Here is a 22,449-nt window from a genome sequence, read left to right as displayed (position 1 = left end):
TCGCGGGCGGCGCCGCGGCGCGCGGGCTACCTGCCCGTGAACGGGTGGAAATGCTTGGAGAGCTTCAGCCCCTGGCCCTGGTAGTGGGAGCGCATGTCGGCGCCGTAGAGGGTGCCGGGGCGAGCCGCCATGCGCTCGTAGACGAGCCGGCCCACGGTCTGCCCGTGCTCCAGGATGAAGGGCACCTCGCGCGAGCGCACCTCCAGCACCGCGCGGGCGCCGCGCCCGCCGGCGGCGGCGCTGCCGAAGCCGGGATCGAAGAAGCCGGCGTAATGCACCCGGAACTCGCCCACCAGCGGATCGAACGGCACCATCTCCGCCGCATAGTCCGGCGGCACGTGCACCGCCTCGCGGGAGGCGAGGATGTAGAAGGCGTCGGGGTCCAGCACCAGGGCGCGCCCGTCGCCGCGCACGCGGATCGGCTCCCAGAAATCCTCCACGTCGAGCACGCCGGACTGGTCCACGTCGATGACGCCGGTGTGCTTCTTGGCGCGGAAGCCCTGGAGCCCGGCGAGGGCATCGCCCGCGAGATCGACGCCGAGGGCGATGCCGCCGGCCGCCACATCCGGATGGGGCGCATCCACGAGGCATTCCGCCGCCTGGAGGTTCAGGAGCTCCAGATCGGACAGGCGCGCCACGCCGCGCCGGAACCGCACCTGCGACAGGCGCGAGCCGGTGCGCACCAGGATGGGGAAGGTGCGCGGCGAGATTTCCAGGTAGAGCGGCCCCTTGTAGCCCGCGGGGATGGTGTCGAACGCCCGCGCCCCATCGGTGATGACGCGCACGAACACGTCGAGCCGGCCGGTGGAGCTCTTGGGGTTGGCCGCCGCCGCGAGGTCCGCCGGCAGCTTCATGCGCTCGAACAGCTCCACCAGATAGACGCAGCCCGTCTCCAGCACCGCGCCGTGGGAGAGGTCGAGCTTGTGCAGCGCCAGGGCGTCGAGCCGCTCCTGGACGCTGACGCCGGCGCCGGGCAGGAAGCTCGCCCGCACCCGCCAGGCGCTGCGGCCGAGCCTCAGGTCCAGGCTCGCCGGCTGGATCTGGTCGACATCGAGCGCATGGCGGCAGGCGATGGCGCCCCTGGCCTTGAGCTCCGAAATGGCTTCTGCGGGCAGGATTCCCGGCTTCAGTACATCGGCCACGCGCATCCCCACATCCGCTTCGCCATCCGCGTCGTTCGATTTAACGAACGAAATCCTTGACGCCAAGGGGACGGCGGCATTAGTGATCCGTTCGTGGTGAATTTGAGCCGGCCGGCTTGCAGCCACGTTAAACGCACTTGCTAAAAGGCCGGGGATGAGCGGATCGACGCCGGGCATGTGCCGCGAACGCGCGCACAATGCAAGCGCGCATTCCGCAAAAGCTCCTCGGCCTTGGAGACAGCCATGTCCTCGGCCTCCCGTCCCGCCCTCGATACGCGCGCCCTGCACCCCGAAACGCGCCTCGTGCACGCCGGCACCACCCGCTCGCCGTTCGGCGAGACCTCGGAGGCGCTGTTCCTCACCCAGGGCTTCGTCTACGACAGCGCCGCCGCCTGCGAGGCGCGCTTCAAGGGCGAGGACCCCGGCTTCGTCTATTCGCGCTACGCGAACCCCACCACCGCCATGTTCGAGGAGCGCATGGCGCTGATCGAGGGCGCGGAGGTGGCGCGCGCCACCGCCTCCGGCATGGCGGCCGTGAACGCGGCGCTGCTGTGCCAGGTGAAGGCCGGCGACCATGTGCTGGCCGCCCGCGCCCTGTTCGGCTCCAGCCGCTGGATTCTCGACGAGCTGCTGCCGCGCTTCGGCGTGGAGGTGACGCTGGTGGACGGCACCGACGTCTCCGCCTGGCGCGCCGGCATCCGCCCCAACACCCGCGTGTGCCTGCTGGAAAGCCCCACCAACCCCACGCTGGACATCATCGACATCGCGGCGGTGGCCGAGATCGCCCATTCGGTGGGCGCGCGGCTGGTGGTGGACAATGTGTTCGCCACCCCGCTGCTCCAGCATCCCCTGGAGCTGGGCGCCGACGTGGTGGTCTATTCCACCACCAAGCATGTGGACGGCCAGGGCCGCTGCCTGGGCGGCATGGTGCTGTGCTCGCGCCAGTTCCTGGACGAGGAGCTGCAGGTGTTCCTGCGCCAGACCGGCCCCTCCATCTCCCCCTTCAATGCCTGGGTGATGCTGAAGGGCCTGGAGACCCTGGCCCTGCGCGTGGACCGCATGCAGGCCAGCGCGGCGCGCATCGCCGATTTCCTGGCCGAGGCCAAGGGCATCGAGAAGGCCGTCTATCCCTTCCGGAATGACCACCCCCAGGCGGCCCTCGCCCGCCGGCAGATGAGCGGCGGCGGCACCCTCGTCACATTCGTGGTGGAAGGTGGCAAGGACGGCGCGTTCCGCTTCATGGATGCGCTCAAGGTGATCCGCATCTCCAACAACCTGGGCGACGCCAAGAGCCTCATCACCCACCCGGCCACCACCACCCACCAGCGCTTCACCCCCGAGGCGCGGGCCGAGATGGGCATCAGCGACGGGCTGCTGCGCCTCTCCGTGGGCCTGGAGCACCCCGATGACCTCGAGGCAGACATCGCAGAAGCCCTGAAGGCGGTCTGAAAAGCGGCCTGACCGGCAACTGCCGCGCCCTTCGGGGCGCGGCACGCCTCAGGCCGCGCGCGGCCTCACACCACGCCCATCTTGGCGAGATAGCCCTCGATCAGGGGCACGTCGGAGGGGTTGTTCAGCTCCCAGAAGGCGGCGCCGCGGCTCTCCACCTCCACCGTGGCGATGGGCACGCCGTGCTCCAGGAAGCGCAGCTGCTCCAGCCCTTCCAGCGCCTCCAGCACGCCCGGCTCCATGCCGGCATAGGCATCGAGCGCGCCGCGCCGGTAGGCGTAGAGCCCCACGTGGTGGAACACCGGCACCACTCCCTCCACCCTGGCCTTGCCATTGGTGAAGGGAATGACCTCCTTCGAGAAATAGAGCGCGTTTCCGGCCCGGTCGAACACCACCGTGGTGGCGCCCACGCGGCCGGCGCGGCGATCGGCCAGGAAATGCTCCAGGCTCTCCTCGTCGCAGCGCAGCACCGGCGTCGCCACCTGGCGCCTGGGCACATCGCGCATGGCCTTCGCCAAGGCGGTGACGAAATGGGGCGGGGTGAGCGGCGCATCGCCCTGCAGGTTCACGATGATCTCGGCATCGATGCCGGCCCGCGCCACCGCCTGGGCCACCCGCTCCGTGCCGTTGCGGCAGGCGGGGTCGGTCATGATGACCGGGGTGGAGAGGCGCTCGGCCTCGGCCGCGATTCGCGCATCGTCGGTGGCCACGTAGACCGGTGCGCCCTCGGCTCCCGCGCGGGCGGCCAGGATGGAGCGCTCCACCAGGGTGCGGTCGATGCCGGTCGCGCCCTTCAGGGTCGCCAGCGGCTTGCCGGGATAGCGGCTCGACGCGTAGCGCGCCGGGATGATGATCGCCACGTCACTCATGCTGCACCTGTCGGGGAAAGAAAGCGCGGCCGCGCCGGGAAGGGGCAGGCCCGATGCGGCCCGGCGCCCTCAGAAGGCGGCGGAAAGGGCCCGGTTCTTGGCGATAGCGTCGAGCGCCGTCAGGTCGCGCAGCAGCGGGCCGATCCATTCGAGCGGCAGCATGTTGGGGCCGTCGGACGGGGCGTGGTCCGGGTCGTCGTGGGCCTCGGCGAACACCGCGCCCACGCCCACCGCAAGCGCGGCGCGGGCGAGCGCCGGCGCGAACGCCCGCTTGCCGCCGGAAGAGCCGCCCCGCCCGCCCGGCTCCTGCACCGAATGGGTGGCATCGAACACCACCGGGTAGCCGGTCTCGGCCATGATGGGCAGGCCGCGGAAATCGCTGACGAGGGCGTTGTAGCCGAACGAGGTGCCGCGATCGCACAGCAGGATGCGCCCGTTGCCGGTGGAGGCGATCTTCTCGGCCACGTTCGCCATGTCCCACGGCGCCAGGAACTGGCCCTTCTTCACGTTCACCGCGGCGCCGGTCTCGCCCGCCGCCAGCAGCAGGTCGGTCTGGCGGCAGAGGAAGGCGGGGATCTGGAGGATGTCCACCACCCTGCCCGCGGTGCGCGCCTGCTCGATGTCGTGGATGTCGGTGAGCACCGGGCAGCCGAACTCGGCGCGCACCTCGTCGAGGATCTTCAGCCCCTCGTCGATGCCGATGCCGCGCGGCCCCTTCAGGGAGGTGCGATTCGCCTTGTCGTAGGAGGACTTGAAGATGAAGGGCACGCCCGCCCGCTCCGCCTCCGCCTTCAGGAAGGCCGCCATGCGGAAGGCGTGGTCCCGGCTCTCGATCTGGCACGGACCCGAGATGAACACGAACGGCAGGTCGTTGCCGAACGTCACGTCGCCCACGGTCACATGCTTTGCCGGCTCGCTCATCCTGCCCTCGTCGATGGGCGCCGCTCCGGCGCCGCGCTGTCAGTGGGTGTCCCTTGGCGGCTCCAGCGCCGCGCGCGGACCATGCGCCACCGCCGCCGGCCGCTCAAGGGCTTTCGGCGGGGCATGAAACGCGTCACCGCCGGGCGGAAGGCCCGATCGGCAATCGCATCATGTGGAGGAAACATTCCCCTTCCGGAGGACTGGTGGAGCCAGGCGGAATCGAACCGCCGACCTCTTGAATGCCATTCAAGCGCTCTCCCAACTGAGCTATGGCCCCCAGGGGAGGCGGCTAATTGCCATGCCCCCCGGCGGATGGCAAGGGCATCACGCGCACTCTGTCGCCAAAGCAGGGGATAACTTTCCGCCGGCAACAGACCTGTGGACAGAACCGCCCCGAACGGACGCCCTCTTCCGCGCCCCGATCGCGCGGCGTGGAGATCCGACGCCGCAGGGCGGCCATCCACTCCCGCCGGCCTCTCCCGCCGGCCTCTCCCGCCGGACAGCAAGCCTGAAAGCCGGGATTCGTTGCGCCCCGACACAAGAGGGTCACCCGAGGCGCCACAGGCAGGGCCGCCCCATCCCGGCACCCGCGCCCTCCCCCGCCGACGAAGGAAGACCGGCGCGCCTGAGACAGCGCTCTCCGCTCGATTCGGAAGCTAAAGGCAGAACCGCCGATGAAAGGGGGAAGTCGGCCTGCAAGGCCAAGCCACGTGGCCGCTGCGTTCGCGGCCAGCATTTTCAGAATGATGGGATTAGGAATTTGGTGGAGCCAGGCGGAATCGAACCGCCGACCTCTTGAATGCCATTCAAGCGCTCTCCCAACTGAGCTATGGCCCCACCGGGCCGCGGGTGCACATGGAAGGCGATTTGAACCTTGAGGTTCACTGCGCTGCCACATGCCGGGAAGCCCCGCGGCGGGAGCCCGGCGAGTCATGTCCGCCGGGCGAGAGCGGCCTTTAAGCACAGGCCGCGTTCGACTTCAAGTCCCTTTTTTAGGGTTCCTCGTCGTCCTCGTGACCTTCGCCGATGAGGCCGGTCACGTCGTTGCCGTCGTCCTCGTCCTCCTCGAGGAAAGCATCCTCGTCGGTGGCCTCGATGTCGTCGTCCTCGTCCACATCCGGAGAGGCGGCGCCCGCCTTGGTGGGCGTGCCGGCGGCCTCCTCGTCGGCCTCCTCCAGGCTGATGACCTCGGCGGCGGTATCCTCGCCGTCCTGGTCCTCACTCGGCTCCTCTGCGCGGACGGGGCCGCGAGCCGCAGGCTCGAAATAGGAGCGCGGATAAGATTCGCCCGTGAAGGGGGAAACCACCGGATCCTTGTTCAGGTCGTAGAATTTGCGCCCCGTAACAGGACAGATGCGCTTGGTGCCGAGTTCTGGCTTCGCCACGGCAAAGTTCCTCGGTAGGGCTGTAACAGAGCGTGCTCCATTGGCGCCTCGCACGATTGGTGTCAAGGCACAATCTCACCGGCAAGGGGCCGCCATCCCCTTCCGCGTCGCGTGGCACAGCCGGAAGGCCTGTGTTACACGACCGGCGCACCCGATAAGACCGAACGTGGCGCGGCGCCCCACGCGGGCCGCGCACCCCGCCCGAGGCCCGATTGACCATGTCCAGCGCCCCCGCCAGCCCCTCCGCGCCCGAGGCCCGCACCCACGGCAGCGGCCCGGTCCAGCCCGCCACCGCGCGCCGTTCGCCCGCACTCCACGGCACCGTGCGCGTGCCCGGCGACAAGTCCGTCTCCCACCGGGCGCTCATCTTCGGCCTGTTCGCGGAAGGACGCACCCGCATCACCGGCCTTCTGGAGGGCGAGGACGTGCTCAACACCGCCGCCGCCTGCCGCGCCCTGGGCGCGAGGGTGGAGCGGCTCGGCCCCGGCGAATGGGAGGTGGAGGGCGTGGGCGCGCGCGGCCTCACGCCCCCCGCGGCCCCTCTCGATTTCGGCAACTCCGGCACCGGCGTGCGCCTGATGATGGGCGCGGTGGCCGGCCAGGATATCGCCGCCACCTTCGACGGCGACGCCAGCCTGCGCCGCCGGCCCATGAAGCGCGTGCTCGATCCCCTGGTCGCCATGGGCGCGCAGGTGACGGCCTCCGCCGAGGGCGGCCGCCTGCCGCTCACGCTCAAGGGCTCGGACCGCCTCGCCGCCGTCACCTACGAGACCCCCGTGCCCTCGGCCCAGGTGAAATCCGCCGTGCTGCTCGCCGGCCTCGGCGCCGATGGCGAGACAGTGGTGGTGGAGCGCGAGGCGACGCGCGACCACACCGAGCGCATGCTCGCCCATTTCGGCGCCGAGGTGCGGGTGGAGCCCTGCGGCGCCGCCGGCCGCCGCATCACCCTGAAGGGCCACCCCCGGCTCAAGGCCGCGCCCGTGGACGTGCCGGCCGACCCCTCCTCGGCCGCCTTCCCGCTGGTGGCCGCGCTGCTGGTGCCCGGCTCCGAGGTGGTGCTGACGGACCTCATGCTGAACCCGCTGCGCACCGGCCTCATCACCACCCTGAAGGAGATGGGCGCCGACATCGAGGTGCTCGACGCCCGCGAGGAGGGTGGGGAGACGGTGGCGAACCTCAGGGTCCGCCACTCCCGCCTCATGGGCGTGGAGGTGCCGCCCGAGCGGGCGCCGGCCATGATCGACGAATACCCCGTCCTCGCCGTCGCCGCCGCCTTCGCGGAAGGCGAGACGGTGATGCGCGGGCTCGCCGAGCTGCGCGTGAAGGAGAGCGACCGCCTCACCGCGGTGGCGGACGGCCTCGCCGCCTGCGGCATCGCGCACCGGGTGGAGGGGGATGACCTCATCGTCTCCGGCCGTGCCGCCGTCATGGGCGGCGGGCCGGTGAAGACCCACATGGACCACCGCATCGCCATGGCGTTCCTAGTACTGGGGCTGGCGAGCGACGCCGGCGTGAGCGTGGACGACGTCTCCTTCATCGCCACCTCCTTCCCCACCTTCCTGCCCATGATGCGCGCGCTCGGCGCGCAGATCGACTGAGCCCTCGCATGATCGTCGCCATCGACGGGCCGGCGGCCTCGGGCAAGGGCACCCTTGCCCGGCGCCTCGCGGCCCATTACGGCCTGCCCCATCTCGACACCGGCCTTCTCTACCGCGCCGTGGGCGCCGCCTGCCGCGTGGCCGGAGTGCTGGGCGACGACGGGGCGGCCGCGGCCATCGCCCGCGGGCTCGACACCGCCGCCCTCGACGCCGAGGCCCTGCGCGCGGCCGAGGTGGGCGAGGCGGCCTCGGTGGTCGCGGCGGTGCCGGAGGTGCGCGCCGCCCTGCTGGAGCTGCAGCGCCGCTTCGCCGCGCGGCCCGGCGGCGCCGTGCTCGACGGGCGCGACATCGGCACCGTGATCTGCCCGGATGCGCCGGCCAAGCTGTTCGTCACGGCGAGCCCCGAGGTGCGCGCCGACCGCCGCCACCGGGAGCTGACGGGACGCGGCGAGGCGATCAGCTACGAGGACGTGCTCGCCGACATCCGCAAGCGCGACGCCCGTGATTCGGGCCGTGCCGCCGCGCCGCTGGCGCAGGCGCAGGATGCCATGCTGCTCGACACCACGGCCCTCGGCATCGATGAGGCCTATGCGGCCGCACTGGCGCTGGTGGAGAGCCGGCGCCGCTGAGGCGGCGGCGCGAGGCATCCGGGCCGCCGCCTCAGCGATCGGGACCTCTAACGCCGGGCCCTGCCGAAGGCTCTCCGCATGAAGCCAGTGCCGTGCCGCATGAAGGGCCCGGGACCCGTGAAGCTGGTGCTCGAATCGGCTGGCGAATCAGGCTCCGCCGGCCCGGCCGCCATTCCGCGCGGGACAGGGAATGAGACCCGCATCCAGCCCCGAGATAGGCCGGACGAACACAAAGCGCCGGGTATCCCCGGGGCGCGGCCACGGGCTGGATGAAGCGCGCTCTCCGTGCCGGAATGCGCGGGAGCGCCGCTCTCCCCTCGGAACGACAAGACCGCCGCAGGCCGCCCTTGGACATGGACGCGCGATAGCGGCGCGAGCGCTCCATGCGGTTTTTGCGGGGTATGGACGGCCCGTCGCTCCTCCCGCGCGGCACCTGAAAGCCGGCGAAACGGGACGGGCGGGTCCATAGGATCAACCGATGCGCCCCGTGCCCCGCCCTTAGAGCATTTTCAAGCGAAGTGGGCTCCGGTTCGCGAGAAGAAAACGCGTAATCCCAAGCGCCTAGACAGGCTGCCGCGCGCCAGTACGCGTGCGAAGCGCTCCGCTGCGACGGGGGGATCCGGTTGCGCTCAGCGCGCAGCGGGCTCCCCCGCTTCGTCATCGGGCACATCACGCTCCGGCGCATCACCGCGCGGCGGCGCATTGCGCCGGCGGGTACGCCACGGCAGCGCGATGAAGGCGAGATCGTCCAGCATGTCGAGGAGCTTGCCGGCCTGCGTCAGCTCGTGGTCGAGCTTCGCCATGGTGCGCGAAAGGCCGGGGTCCTCATCGTCGAGCCAGACCTCGACGACGCGCGCGAACAGCAGCGCCAGCCCCTTCGCGCGCACCGAGCCCTGAAGCCCGGCGCAGCTTATGCCCGCCGCAGCCAGCATCCAGCGCTGGGAGCGGGCGGAGAGGCGCAGCAGGGCGAGGGCCAGCAGCGGGTCCCGCCGCGCGCCTTTCACCAGGGCGCGCACGGCCGCACGGTGGGGCTCCAGCGCGTCGAGGCGACGCATGAGCACCTCGAACAGGCGCTCACGCGGGCCTTCCCCTGCGAAATCCTCCGCATCGGGTCCGCCTTCCGCCAGCACATGGCGGTCGGTGGCGCGGAAGAAGGCGGCGAGGAGATCGTCCACCGAGCCGTAGGCCGTCCGCATCTCCGAGAGGGCGACGCCGCTCGCGGCGGCCACCTCCGCGAGGTCGATGCGCAGGGGCGAGCACCCCTCGGGATGCCCGGACAGAAGATCGAGAAAAGCGCGCAGGCACGCCTCGCGCGCGGTCTCCGACGTCATGGCTCGCTCCCTTCCGCCCGGCAACGTTCACGTGATCCTCGCACGCCCTCAGGGCGTGGCGCGAGAGGGCGCGCGATTCGCCGCCCGCCTCAGCCAGCCAGTTCCCGGCCACGGCGGGTGGCGGCGGCCACCGCCTCCTCCATCAGCGGACGGAAACCGCGCGTCTCGTGCATGAGCACTGCGAGGGCGGCGGCGGTGGTGCCGCCCGGCGAAGTGACATTCTGGCGCAGGGTCGCGGCAGGAAGGTCGGACGCCTCCAGCAGCGCGCCGGAGCCGGAGACCGTGGCGCGGGCGATTCGGGCGGAAAGATCCGCCGGCAGGCCCGCCGCGCGCCCGGCCTCCGCCAGAACCTCAGCCAGCAGGAACACATAGGCCGGGCCGGAACCGGAGACGGCGGTGGCCGCGTCCATGAGCGCCTCGTCATCCACCCACTCGACAATGCCGATGGCCCCGAGCAGGGCGCTCGCCAGCACCCGATCGGCGGCGGTGACGGTGGCGCTCGGCACGGCGACGCTCACCCCCCGGCCGATGGCCGCCGGCGTGTTGGGAATGGCTCGCACCAGCGGCGTGCCTTCCGGGAAGTGGGATGACAGGAAAGAGAGGGTGCGCCCGGCCATGATGGACACCACCAGCGTGCCGGAACGCACCAGGGGCGCCACCTGGGGCAGCGCCTCGGGCGCCACCTGGGGCTTCACCGCCAGCAGCAGGACAGCCGGAGCGGCAACGAGATGGGCCGGCGGATTGACGCTGACGCCCTGCGCCGTGAGCGCGGCGGCGGCGGCCTCGGGCAGCTGGGGATCGATGACCACGGCGAGGTCAGGCGGCAGGCCCAGCTTCAGCCAGCCTTCCAGCATGGCCCCGCCCATCTTGCCCGCGCCCAGCAGCACCACCGGGCCGGACAGGTTCCTCAACACCACGTCGCTCATGATCGCCTCGCATCGCGGCCGGCGGCTCGTGGCGCCGCGCCGCCCTTTCGAGGCCCAGGTTTAAGCCAGCCCGGCGCGCGGGAAAACCCCGCGCCGGGCTGCCCAGGTCGCCGAAGGCGCCCCACGTACGGCCCTGGCGCGGCTCAGGCCTCGCCCACGGTGTCGAACAGGGCCGTGTCCATGGCCTCGCGTGCGGTCTTGCCGGCCCACACCACGAACTGGAACGCGGGATAATAGCGCTCCACCGCATCGATCGCGGCGTCGACGATGGCCTCGCACTGGCGGTCCGAGGCGGTGGCGCCGCCCGCCAGCACCAGCGCATGGCGGAACATGATGACCCCCTCCTGGGACCACATGTCGAAATGGCCGAGCCACATCTGCTCGTTGACCATGGCGAGCAGCTTCAGCACCTCGCCGCGGCGGCCGTCCGGCACCTTGAAATCGAAGGCGCAGGCGACATGCAGCGCCTCCAGCTCGTCCATCCACTGGAAGGACACGTGGCAATCGGTCCAGCGGCTGGCCAGCGAGAGGGTGATCTCGTCTTCGTCGGAGCGCTCGAAAGACCAGTCGTGAACAGCGGCGAGCTGCTCCACCAGATCCACGGGATTGGCCGGCGCTTCGGCTTCAATGTCGATGAGAGACATGCCTCGACCTCGCGGTGGGAAGGACGCGGAGACGGCCGGTGACGGCAGGGGCACGACGACGCTCGGGCAACGAGGCCAAAGGCATGCGTAGGAACCCGCGTGCCATGCAACGACCTCCTTAAAGACGAACCACTTCGGACATGGCGCGTGAGGGTGCAGCACCGCGACGGCGAGCCGAAAGCCATGCGGCGGCGGCCCTGCACCGGACATGCGCGCGTCAGGCGAGCCTACGCCCCGTCGTACACCCGCGATACGACGAACCGGCTCCGAATCGCCACGAAAATCAGTATATCGCGGGTAAAGATGGCGTCGCTACGACAGATTGTGTACATCCCATGGGCATGCACACAAATGCGCCGGCTCAGGGCCGGCTGCCGCCGAAGCTCTCGTCATAGGGCTGCGCAGGGGTCTCGCCGGATGCGACGCCCAGCTTCGCCTCCAGGGCGGCGATGCGCGCTTCCAGGCGCTCGTTCTCCTCGCGGGCGGCGGCGGCCATGTCCTTCACCGCCTCGAACTCCTCGCGCTTCACGAGGTCCATGTCCCGCAGGAGGCGCTCCACCTGGGTGCGCATCACCGTCTCGGCCTCGCGCCGCACCCCCTGGGCCACGCCCGCGGCATCGTTCACGAGGCGGGCCATCTCGTCGAAAAAGCGGCCGGTGGTCTGGGTCATGGTCGTCTCCTGGCGGCGGCCCGTGTGCCGACGGCATTCCGCCGCATCAATGGGCGTGAACATGGCGACAGCGCGCGCCGCGCGCAAGGCCCGTGCGCGCCGGAGCCCGCTGGCCCGCGCTTCCCGCCCGGCATCCTTGACGGCGGCACCCGCCCCGCGCCAGATGCGCCCGGCCTTACCGCCCCGGCGCGACCGTTTCCAGGAATCCTCGCAGAATGCTCGCCCTGCCCTTCCCCGCCATCGATCCGGTCCTCGTGAGCGTGGGCCCGCTCTCCATCCGCTGGTACGCCCTCGCCTACATCGCCGGGCTGGTGCTCGGCTGGCTCCTGGGGCGCAGGCTGGTGGCCATGCCGCGCCTGTGGGGCGGCACCTCGCCCATGCGGCCGCAGGACCTCGACGACGCCCTGTTCTGGGCGACGCTGGGCGTCATCCTGGGCGGGCGCCTGGGCTATGTCCTTTTCTACAACCTGCCCCATTTCGCCACCCACCCGGCCGACATCATCGCCGTGTGGAAGGGGGGCATGTCGTTCCACGGCGGGCTCACGGGCACCATCGTGGCGCTGGTGCTGTTCGCCCGCGCGCGCGGCATCCGCATCCTTTCCCTGCTGGACGTGGCCGGCGTGGTGGCGCCGCTCGGCCTGCTGTTCGGCCGCATCGCCAACTTCATCAATTCCGAGCTGTGGGGCCGCCCCGCCGACGTGCCCTGGGCCGTGGTGTTCCCCAACGGCGGCGGCGTGCCGCGCCATCCGAGCCAGCTCTATGAGGCGGGGCTGGAAGGGGTGCTGCTGTTCATCATCATGCTTGTGGTCGTGCGCGCCGGGGCGCTCAGGCGGCCGGGGCTCGCGGCCGGCATCTTCGGCATGGGCTACGGCTGCGGGCGCATCGTCGGCGAGTTCTTCCGCGAGCCGGACGTTCAGCTCGGCTACCTCGCCTTCGGCACCACCATGGGCATGTGGCTCTCGGTGCCGGTGGTGCTGGCCGGCGCCGGCCTCGTCGTCTATGCGCTGAAGCGCAAGGCGGTGGCGTGACGAACCCGCTCGCGGAAGAGATCCGCGCCCTCATCGCCGCCGAGGGGCCCATGCCGGTGAGCCGCTACATGGCGCTGTGCCTCGGCCATCCGCGCCATGGCTACTACATCACGCGCGATCCCCTCGGCGCGGACGGCGACTTCACCACCGCGCCCGAGATCAGCCAGATGTTCGGCGAGCTGCTGGGGCTGTGGGCGGTGGCCGCGTGGCGGCAGGTGGGCGCCCCCGCCCCCTTCCTGCTGGCGGAGCTCGGCCCCGGCCGCGGCACGCTGATGGCCGATGCCCTGCGCGCGGCGCGCATCGCGCCCGATTTCGCCGCCGCCGCGCGGGTGCATCTGGTGGAGACGAGCCCGGTGCTGCGGCAGGCCCAGCGGCGCGCGCTCGCGGGCATCGAGGTTTCCTGGCACGACCGCATCGAGGAACTGCCTCCGGGTCCGGCCATCGTGCTCGCCAACGAGTTCTTTGACGCCCTGCCCATCGACCAGTATGTGCGCGTCGGCGGCGGCTGGCACGAGCGGCGCGTGGGGCTCGACGCGCGGGGCCGGCTCGCCTTCGGGCTCGATCCCGCGCCCTCCGCCATCGCCGCCGCCTTCGCGCCGCGCGGGCCCGCGCCCGAGGGAGCGGTGCTGGAGCGCATGGAGAGCGGGCCGGCGCTCGCCCTCGCCCGCCGCCTCGCGCATGAAGGTGGCGCGGCCCTGGTGGTGGATTACGGCCACGCCGGCGGCTTCGGCGATACGCTCCAGGCCCTCGCCCGCCACGCCTTCGCCGATCCACTGGGCGAGCCGGGAGAGGCGGACCTCACCGCGCACGTGGATTTCGCCGCCCTCGCCCGCATGGCGCAAAGCCAGGGCGCGCGCGCCTTCGGGCCGCTGCCCCAGGGCGAGTTCCTGCTGCGGCTCGGCCTCGCCCAGCGCGCGGAACGGCTGATGGCCGAGGCCGGCCCGGCGGGCGAGGACGCCATCGCCACCGCCGCCCTGCGCCTCGCGGGAACGGAAGAGGGCCAGATGGGTGCCCTCTTCAAGGTGCTCGCCCTCGCGGCGCCGGGGCTCGGCGCCCCGCCCGCATTCACTCTGGACGAGACGTTCCGGGGCTGAGCCGGCGGCTCAGCCCTCCAGTTCCTCCTTGAGGATCTCCAGCCGCAGCCATTCCTCCTCCGCCGCGTCGAGGGCGCCCTGCGCCTTGGAAAGGGCGGCGGAAGTCTTCTCGAAGGCGGCGGGGTCGCGGGCGTAGAGGCTCGGGTCGGCGATGGCGGACGCGAGCTTCTCGATCTCGACGCGCAGCTTGTCCATGGTGGCCGGCAGCGTCTTCAGCGCGTGCTGCTCGTGGAAGGAAAGGCGCTTCTTCTCCTTGGGCGCGGCCTCGGCCTTGGGCGCGGGCGCGGCAGCGGCGGCCTGGCTTTTGGTCGCGGTCTTCTCCTTGGCCTCCACCCCGCGCCCGCGCTGGGCCAGCATGTCGGCATAGCCGCCCGCATACTCGCGGAACACGCCGTGGCCCTCGGCCATGATGATGCTGGTCACGGTGCGGTCGAGGAAGTCGCGGTCGTGGCTCACCAGGATGACGGTGCCGGTATAGTCGGCCACCATCTCCTGCAGCAGGTCGAGGGTTTCGAGGTCGAGATCGTTGGTGGGCTCGTCGAGCACCAGCAGGTTCGAGGGCAGGGCCAGCGCCCGCGCCAGCATCAGCCGGCCGCGCTCGCCGCCCGAGAGCACGGAGAGCGGGGTGTTGGCCTGCTCCGGCGTGAAGAGGAAGTCCTTCAGATAGCCCATCACGTGCTTCGGCTGCCCCCCCACCATCACGCTGTCGGAGCCGCCGCCGGTGAGGGCGTCGCGCAGGGTGGTGGTGGGCGCGAGGGCGGCGCGCTTCTGGTCGAGAGAGGCGACCTCCAGGTTGGTGCCGAGCTTCACCGTGCCCGAATCAGGCGCGATCTCGCCGGTGAGCAGCTTGATGAGGGTGGTCTTGCCCGCCCCGTTGGGCCCGACGATGCCGATGCGGTCGCCGCGCTGGATGCGGGTGGAGAAATCCTTCACCACCTCCTGGTCGCCATAGGCCTTGGAGATGGCCTTGGCCTCGATGACCAGCTTGCCGGAGGTCTCGCCCTCGGTGACCTGAAGCTTCACATTGCCCTGGGCGCGGCGCTCCTCGCGGCGATCCTTGCGCATGGAATGCAGCAGGCCCAGGCGCCGCACATTGCGCTTGCGCCGAGCCGTGACACCGTAGCGCAGCCAGTCCAGCTCGGCGACGATCTTGCGGTCCAGCTTGTGGCGCTCGGTCTCTTCCTGCTCCAGCACGCCGTCGCGCCACGCCTCGAAGGCGGAGAAGCCCTGCTCGATCCGGCGTGTCTGGCCGCGATCGAGCCACACGGTGGCGCGGGAGAGGGTTTCGAGGAAGCGCCGGTCGTGGCTGATGAGGACGATGGCGGACCGGAGCGACCTCAGCTCGCTTTCCAGCCATTCGATGGCGGGCAGGTCGAGATGGTTGGTGGGCTCGTCCAGCAGCAGCACATCGGGCTCGGGCGCGATGACGCGCGCCAGCGCCGCCCGCCGCGCCTCCCCGCCGGAGAGATGGGCGGGGTCCTCCTGGCCCGTGAGGCCGAGCTGCTCCAGGAGATATTGGGCACGGTAGGCGTCGTCGCCGGGGCCGAGGCCGGCCTCCACATAGGCGAGCGTGGTCGCGAAGCCGCCGAAGTCCGGCTCCTGCGGCAGATAGCGCACGGTGGCGCCGGGCTGGAAGAATCGCGTCCCGTCATCGGGCGCGATCAGGCCCGCCGCCACCTTGAGCAGCGTCGACTTGCCCGAGCCGTTGCGCCCGACCAAGCACACGCGATCGCCGGCGGAGACGGAAAGTTCCGCCCCGTCGAGCAGGGGAGTGGCGCCGAAGCGCAGATGGATATCTTGAAGCAGGATCAGCGGTGGGGCCATGACGCCCGATTAAAGCCACCGGCGCCGGAACGCAAAGGGTCTGCGCACCGCGCGGACACGAATGCCCCGCCGCCGGCTTCAGCCGCGATCCGCCGACCGCCGCCGGGCAGAACCCGACGTCGGCGACATCCTCGACCAGATTGTCAATGAAGGGTGGATGGCCCGCCGAGGCGGTTCATTTCGTCCTTGAGAACGAGCTTCCGGCGCTTGAGCTCCGCCACGCGGACCGAGTCCTTGGCGGGGGAGGCGAGTTCGCGGGCGAGCTCCGTATCGAGAGCCGCGTGGCGACGCTTCAACTCCATAAGGTGCGACTGGATGGACATACTGAGCCACTCCCTGTCTGCATCACGCTTTGGAGTGTGTCATGGGTTTGATACTGAGTCGACCACCTTTCTGATAGGCATCGCCGGAAGATGTCTTGCAGTGCAAAAAGCCCGTGCCATAGTCGGTCGGCGCGTCCTGCGCGCACGGCGGCTCGCGCCCTGCGGGCTCCCGTTGCCGAAAACGTGATCTAAGAGGCCCGGAGGCGCCGCCGAAGGGATGGGCCGCTCGGGCCCAGGTTTGGGGGAAGGCCCGGTCGCCGCGCGCGGCGGGGCGCGGGTTGCGACGGATGGGTGCATGACCAGTGACGAGGAACGGGATCTGAAGATCCTCTTGGAGCGCCTGCGGCAGGAACATCGCGACCTCGACGTCGCCATCGAGGCCCTCACCGACGTGACGGGCTCCGACGTGCTCCAGGTGCAGCGGCTGAAGAAGCGCAAGCTTCAGCTCAAGGACCGCATCACCCACCTCGAGGACCAGCTGTTCCCCGACATCATCGCCTGAAGCGGGCGGCGGGACCGGGCGCGGCTTCCGCGCCGGCGCCCGTCCGCCGGCTCCGGCCGCTCAGAGAAGCGCGAGCAAGGCCTCGGCGGTGGAAAGCTCGGCCTTGCCGGGGCTGTCCTCCACCTGCAGCGTCTTCACCACGCCATCCTCAACCACCATGGCGTAGCGGCGCGAGCGCACGCCGAGGCCGGCCGCGGAGGCATCGAAGCTGAGGCCCAGCGCCGTGGCGAAGCTCGCGTCCGCATCCGACAGGAACAGCACCTTGCCGGCGGCGCCGGAGGCGTTCTCCCACGCGCCCATCACGAAGGGATCGTTCACCGCCACCACGGCGATGGCGTCGACGCCCTTCGCCTTGATGGCATCGGCATTGGCCACGTAGCCCGGCAGGTGGTTGCGGTGGCAGGTGGGGGTGAAGGCGCCGGGCACCGCGAACAGCACCACGCGCTTGCCCTTGAAGACATCGTCCGTGGTCTTCTGCACCGGGCCGTCGGCGGTCATCACGCGAAAGGTGGCGGGGGGCAGGCGGTCGCCGACCGAGATGGACATGGCTCTCTCCACGGGAAAACGGCCGGGAACGGCCGCCCGGCGACAATACGTAGTTTTCCGGAGGATAAAAGGGCCGCCCCCTGCCCCGCCCTCAGGGCTGCGGCACCGCCTGGACGGTCACCGAGCGGGGCGTGTCGGAGAGGGTGAAGGTGAGGCGCGCGCCACGCGGGTCGGCATCGGCGGGCACACCTTCCATCGGCAGGGTGAAGCGCGCGAGGCCGCCGGGCAGCGCCGTCTTCTGCGGCAGGGGCAGCGCCCAGCGGGCGTCGGGCCCTTCCACGAACAGGTCGGCCATGGGGGTCGCGGTCCGCGCCTCCACCACCAGCCGCGGCGGCGTCACCTCCGCATCGATACGGGCGGAGAGAATGGCGGGCGTGCCCTCCGCCCCGATGGGCTGCGGTTCCGGCACCTTGCCGCGCGCCTCGGCGATGCGCCGGGCCACGGCCGGGTCGGCGGCCCCGTCGAGCTCTAGCGCGAGGCGCGCGGTGGCGGGCATGCACAGCGCCTCGCACACCGCGAAGTCCATCACCAGATCGAGCCGCGCGGGGCGCGCCGGATCCTTCAGCGTCACCTTCAGCGGAAACAGCACGCTCGACTTGTAGCCGATGGAATAGCCCCCGCCGCCGTCCGCGAAGCGCCGGGGCGCCGGCCAGCCCACCTCCACGCCGGCCACGTTCTGCGAGCTCTCGAAGGAGACGGCGGGCGGCACCCCGCTGTCGCCGGGATAGCGCCAGTAGGTCTTGAACCCCGGCTGGAGGCGGATGTCGATGCCCGCCTCGCGCACGGGCCCGGAGCCGCCCGCCTCCACCAGCCGCACCTCGGCGCCGGGCACGCTCACCGCATCGGTCTCGGCGGCGCGGGCCGCCGTCCCGGCGCCGAACGCCAGGGCACAGGCGAAGCCGCCCGCAAGGAAGCTGCGGACGCTGCGGGCCGGCCTAGCCGCCCGGCGAAATGCGATCTGTGTCATGCCTCCCGCGGTAGCCGCTCCCGCCCTCGCCGCAAAGACGCGCGATCGCACAAGGCTGTGAGCGGCCCCGCCGGCCCGCACCGCGGACGCGCATTCCCAAAACGCCGCAGGCGCGGTACGCTTCTCCCATGACCGCGACCCATACCCCGAATACCCCGGCTGGGGACCCGCGCTTCCTGGACGGGCAGATGCTGATCGCCATGCCCACCATGCGCGACGAGCAGTTCGCGCGCACGCTGGTCTATGTGTGCGCGCACTCCTCGGAGGGGGCGATGGGCATCGTGGTGAACCAACCCGCCAGCCATATCGATTTCGGCGATCTGCTGGTGCAGCTCGACGTGGTACCGGCCTCCGGGCGCATCCTGCTGCCCGAGAGCGCGGGGACCATCAAGGTGCTGAAGGGCGGGCCGGTGGAGACGGGGCGCGGCTTCGTGCTGCACTCGGCCGACTATTTCATCGAGAACTCCACCCTGCCCATCGACGACGGCATCTGCCTCACCGCCACGCTGGACATCCTGAAGGCCATCGCCGGCGGCACCGGGCCGCGCAGCGCGGTGCTGGCGCTGGGCTACGCCGGCTGGGCGCCGGGGCAGCTCGAGGCGGAGATCCAGGCCAACGGCTGGCTCAACTGCCCCGCCGACCCGGACCTGATCTTCCGCCGCAGCATCGAAACCCGATACGACGCGGCGCTGCGCAAGCTCGGCATCGATCCCGGCATGCTCTCCAGCGAGGCCGGGCACGCCTGAGGCGCCCGCGCCTCACGGCAGGGAGGCGAGCAGCGCTTCCATGTCCGCGCGCGAGGCGAGGATAAGTCGTGGCCCGGCGAAAGCCTCGAACAAAGTGGCGTGGCCGGCGCGGGAGCTGGTGTCGCTCCTCAGGTCATAGTCACCGGCCCAGCCGATGAGCGCATCGAGCGCCGCCGTGTCGGCACCGCGCCGGATGCCCCGGCAGCGCAGGTTGCCGGCGCATTCCTCCACCGGCGGGCGCACCCAGATCATCGCCGTCGCGCGCGGGATGGCGACGGCGGCGAGCCAGCCATAGACCCCCTCGATGATCCACCCCTCCCGCGCCGCCGCCGCGCGGACCTGGGCGCGGGCGGCCTCGCGCTCGCGCGCCCGGCCATAGGCACCGGGCTCCCAGTGGATCAGGTCGAGATCGAGCGCGGGCAAGCCCAGCCGCGCGGCGAGGCGCTCGGCCAGCCAGCTCTTGCCGGCACCGCTGTTGCCCAGGATCAGGATGCGGGAAAGCGCCTGCGCGTCGAGGCGCTGCGCCACCCCCGCCGCCTCCCCCGCGGACGAAGGCGGCTCGCCGGGCGGTGCGGTAGAGGAAGGATCACCCATGGGAGAGCCCCCGGAAAGCCGCCGCCGGTGCCGCTCACTCGGCCGCGGCGCGCTTCTTCTTGGCCTCGACCGGCGCGGGCTCGATCAGCGCGCGGCAGTCTTCCGCCGTCAGCGGCTCGCCGAACACCACGCCCTGGGCATATTCGCAGCCGTAGCGGGCCATCTGCACCGCCTCGCCCTCGCGCTCCAGCCCCTCGGCAATCACATCCATGCCCAGCTCGTGCGCCAGCTCCACCAAGGAGTTGACGATGATGGGACGGGCCGCGCGCGCCGGGCCCTTGGCGGTGTCGCGCACGAAGTGCTGGTCGATCTTGATCGCGTCGAAGGGGAAGCGCTGGAGATAGGACAGCGAGGAATAGCCCGTGCCGAAATCGTCCAGCACCAGCCCCGAGCCCAGCTCCTTCAGGCGGTTGAGCAACACGGCGGCGTATTCGGGGTTCTCCATCACCAGCGTCTCGGTGATCTCCAGCTTCAGCGAGCCCGGCGCCACGTGGTTGCGGGCGAGGACGGATTTCAGATCCTGCACCAGATCGTGCCGCAAAAGCTGGCGGGAGGAGACGTTGACGTGAACGAACAGAGGCGGGTCAACCCGCAGCATGCTCTGCCAGATGGCAAGCTGCCCGGCCGCCTTCTCCAGAACGAACAGGCCGAGATCAAGGATGAGCCCGCTCTCCTCCGCCAGCGACAGGAACTCGGAGGCGGCAAGCTCCCCGAGGCGCGGGTGGTTCCAGCGCATGTAGGCCTCGAACCCGCCGATGGCCCGGTCGCCCAGGCGCACGATGGGCTGGTAGCGCACGAAGATCTCGCCCTTCTCCAGCGCCTCGGCCAGCTCCGCCTCCAGCACCACGCGGTCGATCTTCTGCTGGCGCATGGCGGGGCGGAACACCTCGATGCGGTCGCCGCCGATGCGCTTGCCGTAATACATGGCCAGCTCGGCGTCCTTCAGCACCTCGTCGCGCTTGCCCACCTCCGGCCCGGACAGGACGAGGCCGATGGAGGCGGTGACGAACACCTCCCGCTCCGCGAAGGTGATGGGCGCGCGCAGGGAGCGGCGCAGGGTGTCGGCAAAGGTGGTGATGCGCTCGGGGTCGCGCTCCGACATCAGGATGAGGCCGAACTGGTCGCCGGAGATGCGAGCCAGGGTGTCCTGCGGCCGCAGCAGGCGCATCAGGCGGCGGGAGACCGTGAGCAGGATGGAATCGGCCACCGCCATGCCCACCTGCACGTTCACCTGCTTGAAGCGGTCGAGGTCGATCACCATCACCGTCGGCTTCACCTTGTGGTCGAGCCGCGCGAGGGTGAGGGCCTGTTCCAGCCGGTCGAGGAACAACTCACGGTTGGGCAGGCCGGTGAGATTGTCGCGCACCGCGTCATGGAGCAGGCGCTCGGCGGCGATGCGCTCGCCGGTGACGTCGAACAGCGTACCCACACAGCGCACCACCTCGCCGTCGGCACCCACCACCGGGCGGGCCTTCAGGTTGAAGGTGAGGTAGTGGCCGTCGATGGCCTTGAGGCGGAAGTCCTGGTCGATGCGGCCGCGCCGCTGGTCGATGATGCCGTCGAGCGTGGCGCGGAAGCGGTCGCGGTCGGCGGGGTGCAGCACCTCCAGCCAGCCGGCGGCCTCGGTTTCCAGCGAATGGCGCTTGAGGCCCAGGGCCTCCTCGGCCTCGGGGGAGGTGTAGATCCGGTCCGTGTCCACGTCCCAGTCCCACACGATGAGGCCGGAGCCCGCGAGCGCCAGCGCCCGGCGCTCCAGCTCCGAGGTGGAGCCCTGGATGCCGCCGATGCCGGCGAAGGCGTGCTGCATGACGGTGAAGCCGATGAGCATCACGATCAGCACCAGGCCGCCGGAGAGCGCCGGCGCCGCGAGATCGTTGCTGATGATCCCCGCCACCGTAAGCCCGGCCATGATGACCCACACCAGAAGCAGCGACCAGGTGGGGATGATGAGCACCGCGCGGTCGTAGCCGTGCTGGGAGAGCCACAGCACGATGCCGAAGCCGGCCACCGCCACCGCCAGCAGCGACAGGCGCGCGACGCCGGCCGCCACCGGCGCGTCGAGCAGCGCCACCACCACCAGGGCGGCCAGGAAGGTGAGCCAGCCGGCGGCCACGTGCACATAGCGCACATGCCAGCGGTTGAGGTTGAGATAGGCGAACAGGAACACCAGCAAGGTGGCGGTGAGGAATGCCTCGCCCGCCGCCCGCCAGAATTGCTCCGCCACCGGCGAGAGGCCGAACACCTTGGACCAGAACGCGAAATCGAGCCCGATATAGCCCAGCACCGCCCATGCCAGGGCCGCCGCCGCCGGGAACATCACCGAGCCCTTCACCACGAACAGGATGGTGAGGAACAGCGCCAGCAGGCCGGCGATGCCGATGACGATGCCGTGGTAGAGCGTGAAGGCGTTGACGCGCTCCTTGTAGGCGTCCGGCTCCCACATGTAGAGCTGCGGCAGGGTGGAGGAGCCGAGCTCGGCCACGAAGGTGACGGTGGAGCCGGGATCGAGCGTGACCAGGAACACGTCCGCGTCGGGGGAGTTCTGGCGCTCGGGCTTGAAGCCCTGGCTGGGGGTGAGCGAGACGATGCGCCGGTTGCCGAGATCGGGCCAGAACAGGCCCGAGCCCACCATGCGGTAGTGGGGCGCAACGATGAGGCGGTCCACCTGCTCGTCGGTATTGTTGGAGAGGGCGAAGGCGATCCAGTCCACATGCTGGCGCCCGTCGGCGCTCTGCACCTCGATGCGGCGCACCACGCCTTCCGAATCCGGCGCGGTGGAGATCTGGAAGCGGCCGTTGTCGGTGGCCTCGCGCTCCACGGCGGGGGCGAGGTCCGTCACCTTGGCGTCGAGCCTGATGGCGACCGGCTCCAGCGCCCGCGCGGGCGCGCTCCCCAGGGTGGCAAGGGCGACGGCCAGGACAAAGGCGATGGTCGCGGCGATGAATGAACGCAACGGCAGGTCTCCGCGGGCAGGTCTCCGCGCCCCGGCATGATCGGGCGGCGATTCGTCACTAACGAAGGCATACGGCCGGAGCAAGGCGGCTCCCGCCGTAGCATGATACTGCTACGCACGGTGTCACGCTCACCCGGAGCAGGAGCCACGCAGGACCGCGCCGCCCGGGCAGACGATCAGTTTAGGGCATTTCCGCGTTCAGGAAATCGCGAAATGCCTCCGCTTTCATGCAGGGCGCAGGCAGCGCGCCCCGAAACAGCTTCGTCCATTCCCCTATAGCGAGGCTGAGGGCCGATGGGAATCCCCTG

Annotated in this window: 21 protein-coding genes, 2 tRNA genes and 1 riboswitch; of the genes, 7 read left to right on the top strand and 16 right to left on the bottom strand. The window is 70.9% G+C overall.

The window, feature by feature from the left end; translation table 11 throughout:
* Positions 1 to 26: 26 nt before the first annotated feature.
* Positions 27 to 1,148 carry a 2'-deoxycytidine 5'-triphosphate deaminase gene (locus V5F75_RS08700; RefSeq protein ID WP_394034766.1) on the bottom strand — a complete coding sequence of 374 codons (1,122 nt, stop codon included), beginning with the start codon at positions 1,146 to 1,148 and terminating at the stop codon, positions 27 to 29.
* A 77-nt stretch (positions 1,149 to 1,225) separates the two neighbouring features.
* Positions 1,226 to 1,306: riboswitch (SAM riboswitch) on the top strand.
* 79 nt (positions 1,307 to 1,385) lie between these two features.
* Between V5F75_RS08700 and V5F75_RS08695 the strand changes: the two genes are divergently transcribed.
* Positions 1,386 to 2,591, top strand: a complete 1,206-nt coding sequence (locus tag V5F75_RS08695) for an O-succinylhomoserine sulfhydrylase (RefSeq protein WP_394034767.1) — start codon at positions 1,386 to 1,388, stop codon at positions 2,589 to 2,591.
* Positions 2,592 to 2,656: 65 nt separating this feature from the next.
* Here the strand turns inward: V5F75_RS08695 and V5F75_RS08690 are convergent, their stop codons facing one another.
* The 5 genes from V5F75_RS08690 to V5F75_RS08670 form a co-directional block, all read right to left on the bottom strand.
* Positions 2,657 to 3,460, bottom strand: a complete 804-nt coding sequence (locus V5F75_RS08690; RefSeq protein WP_394034768.1) for a 3-deoxy-manno-octulosonate cytidylyltransferase — start codon at positions 3,458 to 3,460, stop codon at positions 2,657 to 2,659.
* A gap of 69 nt (positions 3,461 to 3,529) precedes the next feature.
* Positions 3,530 to 4,381 (bottom strand): 3-deoxy-8-phosphooctulonate synthase, encoded by an 852-nt coding sequence (kdsA, locus tag V5F75_RS08685; protein ID WP_394034769.1) that lies wholly within the window; start codon positions 4,379 to 4,381, stop codon positions 3,530 to 3,532.
* A 201-nt stretch (positions 4,382 to 4,582) separates the two neighbouring features.
* Positions 4,583 to 4,658 (bottom strand) — tRNA-Ala (locus V5F75_RS08680).
* Positions 4,659 to 5,142: 484 nt separating this feature from the next.
* Positions 5,143 to 5,218 (bottom strand) — tRNA-Ala (locus V5F75_RS08675).
* A 155-nt stretch (positions 5,219 to 5,373) separates the two neighbouring features.
* Positions 5,374 to 5,766 carry a TIGR02300 family protein gene (locus V5F75_RS08670; RefSeq protein WP_394034770.1) on the bottom strand — a complete coding sequence of 131 codons (393 nt, stop codon included), beginning with the start codon at positions 5,764 to 5,766 and terminating at the stop codon, positions 5,374 to 5,376.
* A gap of 218 nt (positions 5,767 to 5,984) precedes the next feature.
* Between V5F75_RS08670 and aroA the strand changes: the two genes are divergently transcribed.
* Both aroA and cmk read left to right on the top strand, forming a co-directional pair.
* Entirely contained in the window at positions 5,985 to 7,364 is a 1,380-nt protein-coding gene (gene aroA, locus V5F75_RS08665) for a 3-phosphoshikimate 1-carboxyvinyltransferase (protein ID WP_394034771.1), read from the top strand.
* Between the two features lie 8 nt (positions 7,365 to 7,372).
* A complete protein-coding gene (cmk, locus tag V5F75_RS08660) occupies positions 7,373 to 7,993 on the top strand; it encodes a (d)CMP kinase (protein WP_394034772.1) in 621 nt (206 codons plus the stop codon).
* 629 nt (positions 7,994 to 8,622) lie between these two features.
* Here the strand turns inward: cmk and V5F75_RS08655 are convergent.
* The 4 genes from V5F75_RS08655 to V5F75_RS08640 all read right to left on the bottom strand — a co-directional run bounded on the left by V5F75_RS08655 (position 8,623) and on the right by V5F75_RS08640 (position 11,564).
* Positions 8,623 to 9,324, bottom strand: a complete 702-nt coding sequence (locus V5F75_RS08655) for a TetR/AcrR family transcriptional regulator (RefSeq protein WP_394034773.1) — start codon at positions 9,322 to 9,324, stop codon at positions 8,623 to 8,625.
* An 89-nt stretch (positions 9,325 to 9,413) separates the two neighbouring features.
* Entirely contained in the window at positions 9,414 to 10,250 is an 837-nt protein-coding gene (proC, locus tag V5F75_RS08650) for a pyrroline-5-carboxylate reductase (RefSeq protein ID WP_394034774.1), read from the bottom strand.
* A gap of 143 nt (positions 10,251 to 10,393) precedes the next feature.
* Positions 10,394 to 10,894: a type III secretion system chaperone family protein gene (locus V5F75_RS08645; protein ID WP_394034775.1), complete on the bottom strand. Its 501-nt coding sequence runs from the start codon at positions 10,892 to 10,894 to the stop codon at positions 10,394 to 10,396.
* Between the two features lie 361 nt (positions 10,895 to 11,255).
* Complete coding sequence (locus V5F75_RS08640) at positions 11,256 to 11,564, bottom strand: accessory factor UbiK family protein (RefSeq protein ID WP_394034776.1); 309 nt, start codon at positions 11,562 to 11,564, stop codon at positions 11,256 to 11,258.
* Positions 11,565 to 11,779: 215 nt separating this feature from the next.
* Here V5F75_RS08640 and lgt point away from each other — a divergent pair, with 215 nt between their 5' ends.
* Together lgt and V5F75_RS08630 are read left to right on the top strand one after the other, a co-directional pair.
* Positions 11,780 to 12,592 carry a prolipoprotein diacylglyceryl transferase gene (gene lgt / locus V5F75_RS08635; protein WP_394034777.1) on the top strand — a complete coding sequence of 271 codons (813 nt, stop codon included), beginning with the start codon at positions 11,780 to 11,782 and terminating at the stop codon, positions 12,590 to 12,592.
* Positions 12,593 to 12,642: 50 nt separating this feature from the next.
* A complete protein-coding gene (locus V5F75_RS08630) occupies positions 12,643 to 13,686 on the top strand; it encodes a class I SAM-dependent methyltransferase (RefSeq protein WP_394034888.1) in 1,044 nt (347 codons plus the stop codon).
* A gap of 9 nt (positions 13,687 to 13,695) precedes the next feature.
* Here the strand turns inward: V5F75_RS08630 and V5F75_RS08625 are convergent, their stop codons facing one another.
* Positions 13,696 to 15,510 carry an ABC-F family ATP-binding cassette domain-containing protein gene (locus V5F75_RS08625; protein ID WP_394034778.1) on the bottom strand — a complete coding sequence of 605 codons (1,815 nt, stop codon included), beginning with the start codon at positions 15,508 to 15,510 and terminating at the stop codon, positions 13,696 to 13,698.
* Between the two features lie 143 nt (positions 15,511 to 15,653).
* On the bottom strand, positions 15,654 to 15,833 hold the full coding sequence (locus V5F75_RS08620; RefSeq protein WP_393989772.1) for a YdcH family protein: 180 nt from the start codon (positions 15,831 to 15,833) through the stop codon (positions 15,654 to 15,656).
* A gap of 295 nt (positions 15,834 to 16,128) precedes the next feature.
* Between V5F75_RS08620 and V5F75_RS08615 the strand changes: the two genes are divergently transcribed.
* On the top strand, positions 16,129 to 16,335 hold the full coding sequence (locus V5F75_RS08615; protein WP_394034779.1) for a YdcH family protein: 207 nt from the start codon (positions 16,129 to 16,131) through the stop codon (positions 16,333 to 16,335).
* Positions 16,336 to 16,395: 60 nt separating this feature from the next.
* On the opposite strand, the gene V5F75_RS08610 is transcribed toward V5F75_RS08615, so the two are convergent.
* Together V5F75_RS08610 and V5F75_RS08605 are read right to left on the bottom strand one after the other, a co-directional pair.
* Positions 16,396 to 16,881, bottom strand: a complete 486-nt coding sequence (locus V5F75_RS08610; RefSeq protein ID WP_394034780.1) for a peroxiredoxin — start codon at positions 16,879 to 16,881, stop codon at positions 16,396 to 16,398.
* A gap of 91 nt (positions 16,882 to 16,972) precedes the next feature.
* Positions 16,973 to 17,848 (bottom strand): protein-disulfide reductase DsbD domain-containing protein, encoded by an 876-nt coding sequence (locus V5F75_RS08605; protein ID WP_394034781.1) that lies wholly within the window; start codon positions 17,846 to 17,848, stop codon positions 16,973 to 16,975.
* A 128-nt stretch (positions 17,849 to 17,976) separates the two neighbouring features.
* On the opposite strand from V5F75_RS08605, the gene V5F75_RS08600 reads away from it, so the two are divergent.
* Positions 17,977 to 18,594 (top strand): YqgE/AlgH family protein, encoded by a 618-nt coding sequence (locus V5F75_RS08600; protein WP_394034782.1) that lies wholly within the window; start codon positions 17,977 to 17,979, stop codon positions 18,592 to 18,594.
* 12 nt (positions 18,595 to 18,606) lie between these two features.
* Here V5F75_RS08600 and V5F75_RS08595 read toward each other — a convergent pair whose 3' ends face one another.
* Complete coding sequence (locus V5F75_RS08595) at positions 18,607 to 19,188, bottom strand: P-loop NTPase family protein (protein ID WP_394034783.1); 582 nt, start codon at positions 19,186 to 19,188, stop codon at positions 18,607 to 18,609.
* 34 nt (positions 19,189 to 19,222) lie between these two features.
* The gene (locus V5F75_RS08590) at positions 19,223 to 22,141 is read right to left on the bottom strand and encodes an EAL domain-containing protein (protein WP_394034784.1); all 2,919 of its coding nucleotides are present in this window, start codon (positions 22,139 to 22,141) and stop codon (positions 19,223 to 19,225) included.
* Positions 22,142 to 22,449 lie beyond the last annotated feature (308 nt).

It is taken from the genome of Xanthobacter albus, from assembly GCF_043194895.2.
In the GTDB taxonomy this organism is placed as follows: domain Bacteria; phylum Pseudomonadota; class Alphaproteobacteria; order Rhizobiales; family Xanthobacteraceae; genus Xanthobacter.
Note: the sequence above shows the minus strand (reverse complement) of the source record. Positions and strands in the feature narration are given on the sequence as shown.

Bases quoted from the DNA above. Each gene is read 5' to 3' on its own strand.
- V5F75_RS08610 (WP_394034780.1), bottom strand. From the start codon at position 16,881: ATGTCCATCTCGGTCGGCGACCGCCTGCCCCCCGCCACCTTTCGCGTG.
- proC (WP_394034774.1), bottom strand. From the start codon at position 10,250: ATGAGCGACGTGGTGTTGAGGAACCTGTCCGGCCCGGTGGTGCTGCTG.
- lgt (WP_394034777.1), top strand. From the start codon at position 11,780: ATGCTCGCCCTGCCCTTCCCCGCCATCGATCCGGTCCTCGTGAGCGTG.
- cmk (WP_394034772.1), top strand. From the start codon at position 7,373: ATGATCGTCGCCATCGACGGGCCGGCGGCCTCGGGCAAGGGCACCCTT.
- V5F75_RS08655 (WP_394034773.1), bottom strand. From the start codon at position 9,324: ATGACGTCGGAGACCGCGCGCGAGGCGTGCCTGCGCGCTTTTCTCGAT.
- V5F75_RS08700 (WP_394034766.1), bottom strand. From the start codon at position 1,148: ATGCGCGTGGCCGATGTACTGAAGCCGGGAATCCTGCCCGCAGAAGCC.
- V5F75_RS08600 (WP_394034782.1), top strand. From the start codon at position 17,977: ATGACCGCGACCCATACCCCGAATACCCCGGCTGGGGACCCGCGCTTC.
- V5F75_RS08690 (WP_394034768.1), bottom strand. From the start codon at position 3,460: ATGAGTGACGTGGCGATCATCATCCCGGCGCGCTACGCGTCGAGCCGC.
- V5F75_RS08605 (WP_394034781.1), bottom strand. From the start codon at position 17,848: ATGACACAGATCGCATTTCGCCGGGCGGCTAGGCCGGCCCGCAGCGTC.
- V5F75_RS08645 (WP_394034775.1), bottom strand. From the start codon at position 10,894: ATGTCTCTCATCGACATTGAAGCCGAAGCGCCGGCCAATCCCGTGGAT.
- V5F75_RS08625 (WP_394034778.1), bottom strand. From the start codon at position 15,510: ATGGCCCCACCGCTGATCCTGCTTCAAGATATCCATCTGCGCTTCGGC.
- V5F75_RS08595 (WP_394034783.1), bottom strand. From the start codon at position 19,188: ATGGGTGATCCTTCCTCTACCGCACCGCCCGGCGAGCCGCCTTCGTCC.
- V5F75_RS08620 (WP_393989772.1), bottom strand. From the start codon at position 15,833: ATGTCCATCCAGTCGCACCTTATGGAGTTGAAGCGTCGCCACGCGGCT.
- V5F75_RS08640 (WP_394034776.1), bottom strand. From the start codon at position 11,564: ATGACCCAGACCACCGGCCGCTTTTTCGACGAGATGGCCCGCCTCGTG.
- V5F75_RS08615 (WP_394034779.1), top strand. From the start codon at position 16,129: ATGACCAGTGACGAGGAACGGGATCTGAAGATCCTCTTGGAGCGCCTG.
- V5F75_RS08630 (WP_394034888.1), top strand. From the start codon at position 12,643: ATGCCGGTGAGCCGCTACATGGCGCTGTGCCTCGGCCATCCGCGCCAT.
- aroA (WP_394034771.1), top strand. From the start codon at position 5,985: ATGTCCAGCGCCCCCGCCAGCCCCTCCGCGCCCGAGGCCCGCACCCAC.
- V5F75_RS08695 (WP_394034767.1), top strand. From the start codon at position 1,386: ATGTCCTCGGCCTCCCGTCCCGCCCTCGATACGCGCGCCCTGCACCCC.
- kdsA (WP_394034769.1), bottom strand. From the start codon at position 4,381: ATGAGCGAGCCGGCAAAGCATGTGACCGTGGGCGACGTGACGTTCGGC.